5 protein-coding genes are annotated in these 6,378 nt (G+C 65.3%); 2 read left to right on the forward strand and 3 right to left on the reverse strand.

The window, feature by feature from the left end; translation table 11 throughout:
* Window positions 1-2,479, reverse strand: a 2,479-nt coding sequence (locus tag K1X74_23200) for a TIR domain-containing protein (protein ID MBX7169259.1), incomplete at its 3' end; no start/stop codon positions are given.
* Between the two features lie 52 nt (window positions 2,480-2,531).
* Window positions 2,532-2,996 (reverse strand): hypothetical protein, encoded by a 465-nt coding sequence (locus K1X74_23205; protein MBX7169260.1) that lies wholly within the window; start codon window positions 2,994-2,996, stop codon window positions 2,532-2,534.
* A gap of 370 nt (window positions 2,997-3,366) precedes the next feature.
* Between K1X74_23205 and K1X74_23210 the strand changes: the two genes are divergently transcribed.
* Together K1X74_23210 and K1X74_23215 are read left to right on the forward strand one after the other, a co-directional pair.
* The gene (locus tag K1X74_23210; protein MBX7169261.1) at window positions 3,367-4,323 is read left to right on the forward strand and encodes a LysR family transcriptional regulator; all 957 of its coding nucleotides are present in this window, start codon (window positions 3,367-3,369) and stop codon (window positions 4,321-4,323) included.
* A gap of 141 nt (window positions 4,324-4,464) precedes the next feature.
* Complete coding sequence (locus K1X74_23215; GenBank protein MBX7169262.1) at window positions 4,465-5,544, forward strand: hypothetical protein; 1,080 nt, start codon at window positions 4,465-4,467, stop codon at window positions 5,542-5,544.
* Window positions 5,545-5,618: 74 nt separating this feature from the next.
* On the opposite strand, the gene K1X74_23220 is transcribed toward K1X74_23215, so the two are convergent.
* On the reverse strand, window positions 5,619-6,378 hold a 760-nt coding region (locus tag K1X74_23220), incomplete at its 5' end, for a tetratricopeptide repeat protein (GenBank protein ID MBX7169263.1).

Genomic DNA, 6,378 nt, shown 5'->3' on the forward strand with positions numbered 1-6,378 from the left:
TGTATGAAACGGAGAGGTCGCGTTGCGCGGCCGCGTTGTCCGGGTCCGCTGCCAGAAGCTGGTCGATATTCAGGCTCTGCTCGAAGTACCGCTTGGCGCCGGCCAGATCGCCCTGCGCCACCGACACATCGCCCAGCTTGCTGTATGAAACGGAGAGGTCGCGTTGCGCGGCCGCGTTGTCCGGGTCCGCTGCCAAGATTCGTTCGCCACACGCGACGGCCGCCCTGGCGACCGTGGCAGCATCGCCCAATCGCCCGAGGTGTTGCAGCGGCGTGCAGATCGCGTTGGCAACGCCCAACACGTTTGCATTGTCGACGCGGGGCCTGGCAAGGACATAGTCACGCAGCGGCTCGGCCTCCCAGGCAAAATCGCCCAGGCGCGCCGCGTTTTCCAGTGCGGCGGCACGAATTCGGACGACCAGCGCCAGAGCCTCTTGCTGGACCGCACCGCGATCCGCCGGCATGCGAGCGCGGACCACTTCCTGGACAATCCGGTGCACGCGAGCCAGGCGATCGTCTTCCTTGCGCGTCCACAGCCGCAGCCCCGACAGCCGTCGCTCGATCTGCTGCCAGGGGTCGGCATAGCCGGAACGGGATGCCAGCTCGTTCGGAAAGTCGGCGGCGACAAGCGCCCTGATCCAAGGCAGGGCCACCGCATCGGGCGGCAGTAGCGCCGCGTATTCGAGGGCCCGCAGCGCGGGCGCAGCGTCGGGAGTTTCGAGCCCGGCGAGCGTTGGCTCCAGCAGCGGGCCGATCAGTTTCACGAGATGTTCGCTGAGCTTAACTGCCCGATCGGCGCCGGTCCCTGAGAGCGCCGCAAACACGCCCTCGGTCTCGAGGCGCTCGAGGTAGCCGCGGTAGCTCACGTCGGGATGCCGCCAGAGGTAGACGGCCACGACCTCCAATGCCAAGGCATGCCCGCCCAGCAGGTGGACGATTCGCAGGGCGGCCTTCCACTCGTCGTCCCCATGAATCGCGCGATGGCGATGCAGCATCTCGATCGCGTCGGTATCGGGCAGGGGGTCGATCGGCACACAGTCGAGGCCGGCTGCTTGGATCGCGTCTTCTTCGAGCCGCGTCGTGACCAACACGTGCAAGCGATCGCCGCCAGGCAGGAAGCGCTGACGCTGCCGTGCATCAAGCAGCTCGGGGCGATCGACGTTGTCCAGGACCAGCAACGTGCGGCCGCGCCGTTCGAGTTCGGTCCGAACCCGGGCGGCGGCCAGATCGTCGTCGCGCTGTTCGGCCTCGGAGAATCGCAGCCCCAGGTCGGGCGCCAAGCGCACCAGGACGAGGCGCAGATCGCTCAGCCTTTCGGCCTCGACCAGAAACCGCCCGCCGGGATAGTGATCGGCAAAGGTCTGGGCATAGCGAAAGGCCAGGGCCGTCTTGCCGATGCCGCCGATGCCCTGGACGGCCGTGATGGCCGCCACCTTGCCTTGCGGCAACGCCTCGCGCAGCCGAGTCAATTCCCGGCTGCGACCGACAAACCGTTCGCTGGCCCGGGGTACGGTCGACTTCGACTCGCTCTGGCGGCGCGTGCGCGCGAGTCGCTCGGCCAATTGCTGTTCGAGTCGGCGCAACTGCTCGCGCACGGCCATTTCGCGCAGGGCGGCAACGCCATGCGGGCGCCAATCGCGGACATCGACAAATTGCCGTCCTGCCAGGTCGAGCTGCCATTCGTCGCCGAGCCGTCCGGAGCTCTCGGCAAAACCCGGCACGGTGACGATGTAGACCGGCGCGATCGCTTCGCCCAACATCTGACGTCGAATCTCGTGATCGCGATACTGCCGCCATTCCTGGCGGCAGTAGTCGCTGGCAAAGTAGTGCTCGGACAATACGGCCAACATCAGCTTCGAGGCGTGCAGCCCGTCGTAGATCCGTCGCTGCCAATCGTCCATCGAGCGGATCTCTTGGCGATCGAAAAACACGCGCAGCGGCGTGGGCGTGAATTCGGCATGCTCGGCGCGGATGGCCTGAACCAGCGCGCTAACCCAGCCGTCGGGCTGATCGTCCTTGTGGGCATAGCTGACGAACAGGTCCCAGCCGAGATGGTTGAGAAACCGGACCGGCGTCGGGCTGACCAGCCGACCATCGTCGCAGCGCTGCGCCATGATCTCCGGTTCGCTCAGCCAGCGATTGGCCCCATTGGCCTCGATCTTGCCGCGGGCCTCGTTCCCCACGAGCGCGACGTCGAACAGCTCGATGACATAGTCGGTGTGCTCGCCCGTGCGGCCCGAGACGTCGGTGTATTCCAGGTGCGCCAACGGGGCCGAGGCCACCACGACGTCGGCCGCTTCGCGAAGCCCGAGCTCCTCGTCGATCTCGCGGACGATGCAATCGCGAAATGTTTCGTCCTCGTGCTTGTGACCGCCGACGAAGTGATACGACTGCCAACCTTCGTTCCACTGGGCCAGCCACAGGGTTTGTCCCTCGGCCTCGCGGCGGATCAGGGCGATCGAGGCGATCGACTTCGACATGGCTGGCCCCCGGGAAATTGCTGACGGCTGCTGGTCGCCGTCCGTGGCTGAATTACGCGTGCAAGGCCGCCTCGGCCTGCAGGCGACCGACCAGGAAACGGGCCGTTGGCGAAATCGGCCGGCGGCGCTCGTCGAGCACCTCCTCGGGCAGCAGCCATTCGGCGATCAGGCCTGGTGGGAAAGCCTCGCTGCCTGGCAAGTCAACGACGTAGACCTGAAAGGAGAATCGCTTGACCTTCCCGTCGCGGTCGCTTTGCAGCCATTCGGTCACCTCGCAGGCCAGCGTCGGGACAGCGGTCGAAGTGCGCCCCAGACACTCCCCCGAATTGCGCATCGCCGCGTCGTCCCACGCTTCGTTCCTCGGCGCGTGCGGATGTTGCGGCTGGGTCTCCTGACGACGCTTCGTCATCGGGAGTGTGAAGGCGCCCCAACCGGCGTTGAATACCAACAGCAGTCTGCCCTCGCAACGAAAAACCGTGACTGCGACCTCGACGATCGGAAACCCCTGCACGGCCATGGTTGCTCCTCGCAGCTTCAGAATGATGCCGCAATCACTGCGGCGGGCATTGTAAGTCGGAAATTCCTCGGAAACACGGCGCAAACGATGCTCCCCGTCGATTTGAATAGTCAAGCTATTCGCTGCGCGCTCGCCGGGCGGTGTCAAAACCTTGCTGCCACGTTTCGAACGCCGACCGCGGCACGCCCAGCGGGCGACGGGCATCGGTCGCGGCGACCCTACCGCAGGGAGTTTGAACCACCTTGCTGGTAACTCCCGTAGCCTAAGTTGGTATATGCTCCATGAGCAATAGAATGTTCACACTTATGCACATTGTGCATCATGTGATGCGTCCGGCGATTTAGCACTTCCTGGCGACGGAGCACGCGCGATGAACGAACGCGAATCCCTGGCACCGCCGACGATCGAGGCGTTTCGCGCGCTCGTGGCGCTCGACCAGGAAAAAACGGTGACGGCGGCCGCCCGGCGGTTGGGCTACGATCAGTCGGCGATTACCCGGCGGCTCCGGACGTTCCAGCAGGGCGATGCCTTTCTCCGCCGCAGGGGCAAACACCTGGAGCTCACGCCACGCGGCCGTGCCTCGCTGCCCGCCATTCGCCAGCTCGTCGAGCAATTCGATCTCGTGCTCCGCCAATGCTGGCGCCAATCGCCGCTCGCACAGCGGCTGACCATCGGTACGGGCAGCTTTTTCGCCGAGCGCTTTCTGGCGGGCGCCCTGAGTCGCATGCAACCGCGGCTGCCAGGTTGGCAGCTGCAGGTGCGAATCATCCGCGGACAACGGCGGATCCTGCAAACCGCCGAAGGTACGCTCGATCTGGCGATCGTGTCGCACTCGCCGCTGCAGATTCAGTCGCTGCTCAACAGCAGCTTCGGCGGCGCCGTGGAACTGGAAATCGAGCCGCTCTGCAACTTCGGACTGTGCGTGGTCGCGCTGCGCAACACCGCCGCCGGACAAGGACTCGCGGCGACCAGCGACAAACGGCCCCTGAACCTGAACCTGCTCACACGGTGGCCCTTGGCCGCGCCCGATCCGGAGTCGGGCGTGCGTCGACAGTTGGAAGCGGCGCTGGCCGACGATGCCCGCGGGCTGAGTTTTGCCGTCGAGGGTGGCAACTGGCGAACGACGCTGCAGTTCGCCCTGGCCGGCCTGGGCATGGCCCTGGTGCCGGCGCCGCTGGCAGCCGATTGCAACCCTCGCACCACGGTTACCCGCCGCCTGAGCGACGCGCTGCAGATCCACTACCAACTGATTTGCCTGGCATCGAACAAGCCACGTGAGCGCGAGTGCCTCAAACAAGAATTGTTTGCCGCGTGTGAACGCGCGTAGTGCGATCTGGGCCGTGAACACCAGGTACAGCAATGCTTGCTTGGCACGCCCACGGTTGGTAAACCACTTTGGATTCTATCGAGCAGGCGATCGAAGCGGCGCTTTCGATCCTTTCCCCGTGCATTGGCAAGGCATACGGCCATGGGATTTTGCTTCGCCATCCTGCCGTTCGATGAACGCCACGCGGACATCGATCGCATCCTGGCCGCGGCTGCGGACGACTGCGGCCTGGGGTATGTCCGCGGCGATCACAGCCGCAGGCCGGGCAGCGTCGTATCGCAGATCGTGGAGCAGATCCGTAATGCGGCCGTCGTCGTGGCGGACATCTCGGACCAGAACCCAAACGTCTTCTACGAATTGGGCATCGCTCATCAATTGTTGGGGCCAGAGCGGGTGGTCATCATTACCCAGCCTTGTAAGTCTCCTCCGTACGATGTGCACGAGTTTCGACAGTTAAACTATGTACACACGGAGACAGGACGCCAGCAGCTACGAGCGGACCTGCCACAGTTCATCCGCGCAGCGATCGAGGCACGGACCGATGGCGAGGTGTGGAACATCATCCGCGGTCGTGTCCCGCGCACGCGCATGCTGGTGCGCGACTTGCGACGCTGGCTTGACGAGGCCGCCGAGAGGCCACTCGACGGAACGGTCATCCGCATGGTCGCGGGACTGGGGTCGTTGGCAATCAGCGACCATGAGCCGGCCGATCCACACCTTGGACTCGACTATAAGAAGCTGCTGCTCGAGGAGCGCAATCTTCTGCGCTCGGTGCTGGGCAGGGGGGCTCGGATGAAGCTCGTCCTCAATCCGCCGCGAGGCTTCCCCGAGGGAATGCTGCCTCAGCGGCTGCGCGACCGCTATGCGCGCTTGATCGGCCTGCTCCAAGGCACCAGTGACATTCAGGACGACCCCGTGGCGGCCCAGGCAGACCTGGCGGCAATCGATCGCTGTGCGATTGCGCTCACGTCGGTGCCGTTGCCCCATCTCGTCCTGCTCGGCGAAGACGTCGCATACGAGGGACTCAAGCGCGGGGCGACGCACGGCTTCGAGATGACGCACTGCGAGCGTAACATCAGCCAAATCCGCGAGATGATCGTGCAGTTTGACCAACTGTTCGACAGCAGCCGCGGCGAGATGCTGCGCAGCCACCCGCCCGATGGCAGGTTGGTCGAGCAACTGCGCGGGCTGCTTGCCAGCGCACAGGGGGCAATGCCGTGAAGGGGGCTCCAACTTGATCGGCCGCCGGAGTTGGGGCAGCGCCACACGGCAGCGTTTCACCGGCGATGCCTGGTTCAGGTTTCCGACGATCCGAAATGGTCTTGGAGTTGGGAGTGGAGGCCGACCAGTTGCCCGTCCAAGACAATGCCTGCGGCGATCAGCGCGGATAACACCTGGTAGCAACGATTCAGCGCGGCGGCGGCAATCGGCTCATCACCGGCGGCCTGCGCTCGATGAAAAACCAGAAACCAACTTCTTGCGGCGGTTTGTCCAAAATAGGCCGAGCCCGGGTTCTGCTCATAGAGGCCCTCGGCCACCTCGACGGCTTGCAGTTGATACTCCAATGCTTGCCGAGGCGCCTCCGGCGAAGGTTGCTTGCTCAGCACCGCACTCATTCGCTCCCGCGAGATGAGCAGATCCCGCGCCGCAGCGGCCGAGCCCGGGTTCGCTCGCTGCAGTTGCTCGCGCAATTCCAGCGACTGTTGGAAGCAGCGCAGCGCCTCCTCGGCGTCCCCCGCCTGGCCACGCGCCAGATAGAAGTCGCCCAGCTTGTTCAGCGAAACGCTCACGTCCCGCGCCGCAGCGGCCGAGCCCGGGTTCGCTCGCTGCAGTTGCTCGCGCAATTCGAGCGACTTTTGGAAGCAGCGCAGCGCCTCCTCGGCGTCCCCCGCCTGGCCACGCGCCAGATAGAAGCCGCCTAGCCGCTCCAGCGAAACGCTCACGTCCCGCGCCGCAGCGGCCGAGCCCGGGTTCGCTCGCTGCAGGTCCTCGGCGATTTCCAGCGACTGTTGGAAGCAGCGCAGCGCCTCCTCGGCGTCCCCCGCCTGGCCACGC

Source organism: Pirellulales bacterium (assembly GCA_019694435.1).
Lineage (GTDB): Bacteria > Planctomycetota > Planctomycetia > Pirellulales > JAEUIK01 > JAIBBZ01.